The following is a 269-nucleotide window of genomic DNA, read 5'->3' as shown; positions in this document are numbered from 1 at the left end:
GGCAGAAATCACCCCAGCATCTCCAGCCCACGCACTTCGGTGATACCCAGCCCCGGCACGTCGCTGATGCTGATCTCCGATTCGTTGAAATGCACGCCGCCGCTGACCGGATCGAACTGGCCCAGCGAGGGACCGTCGAGCAATGGGACGAAAAGCGCGTGTCCGCGCCGAAGGAAGTGGAGAAAGCAGCGCGCGCGTCGATGGCCAACCATATCCGCGCCATGCTCGGCTTCCACGCACTCGGCGTGCCGACCGTGGACTACGGCAAC

At 64.3% G+C, this 269-nt stretch carries 2 pseudogenes; one reads left to right on the top strand and one right to left on the bottom strand.

From position 1 onward, the window contains the following. Positions 1–8: 8 nt before the first annotated feature. Positions 9–140: pseudogene (locus ABGA94_RS09480) on the bottom strand (dipeptide epimerase); the annotation flags it as partial. On the opposite strand from ABGA94_RS09480, the pseudogene ABGA94_RS09475 reads away from it, so the two are divergent. Continuing rightward, positions 117–269 (top strand): annotated as a pseudogene (locus ABGA94_RS09475) (hypothetical protein); the annotation flags it as partial. The pseudogenes ABGA94_RS09480 and ABGA94_RS09475 sit on opposite strands and share 24 nt — an antisense overlap.

It is taken from the genome of Stenotrophomonas sp. 3diitr2024 (assembly GCF_042136455.1).
In the GTDB taxonomy this organism is placed as follows: domain Bacteria; phylum Pseudomonadota; class Gammaproteobacteria; order Xanthomonadales; family Xanthomonadaceae; genus Stenotrophomonas; species Stenotrophomonas sepilia.
Note: the sequence above shows the minus strand (reverse complement) of the source record. Positions and strands in the feature narration are given on the sequence as shown.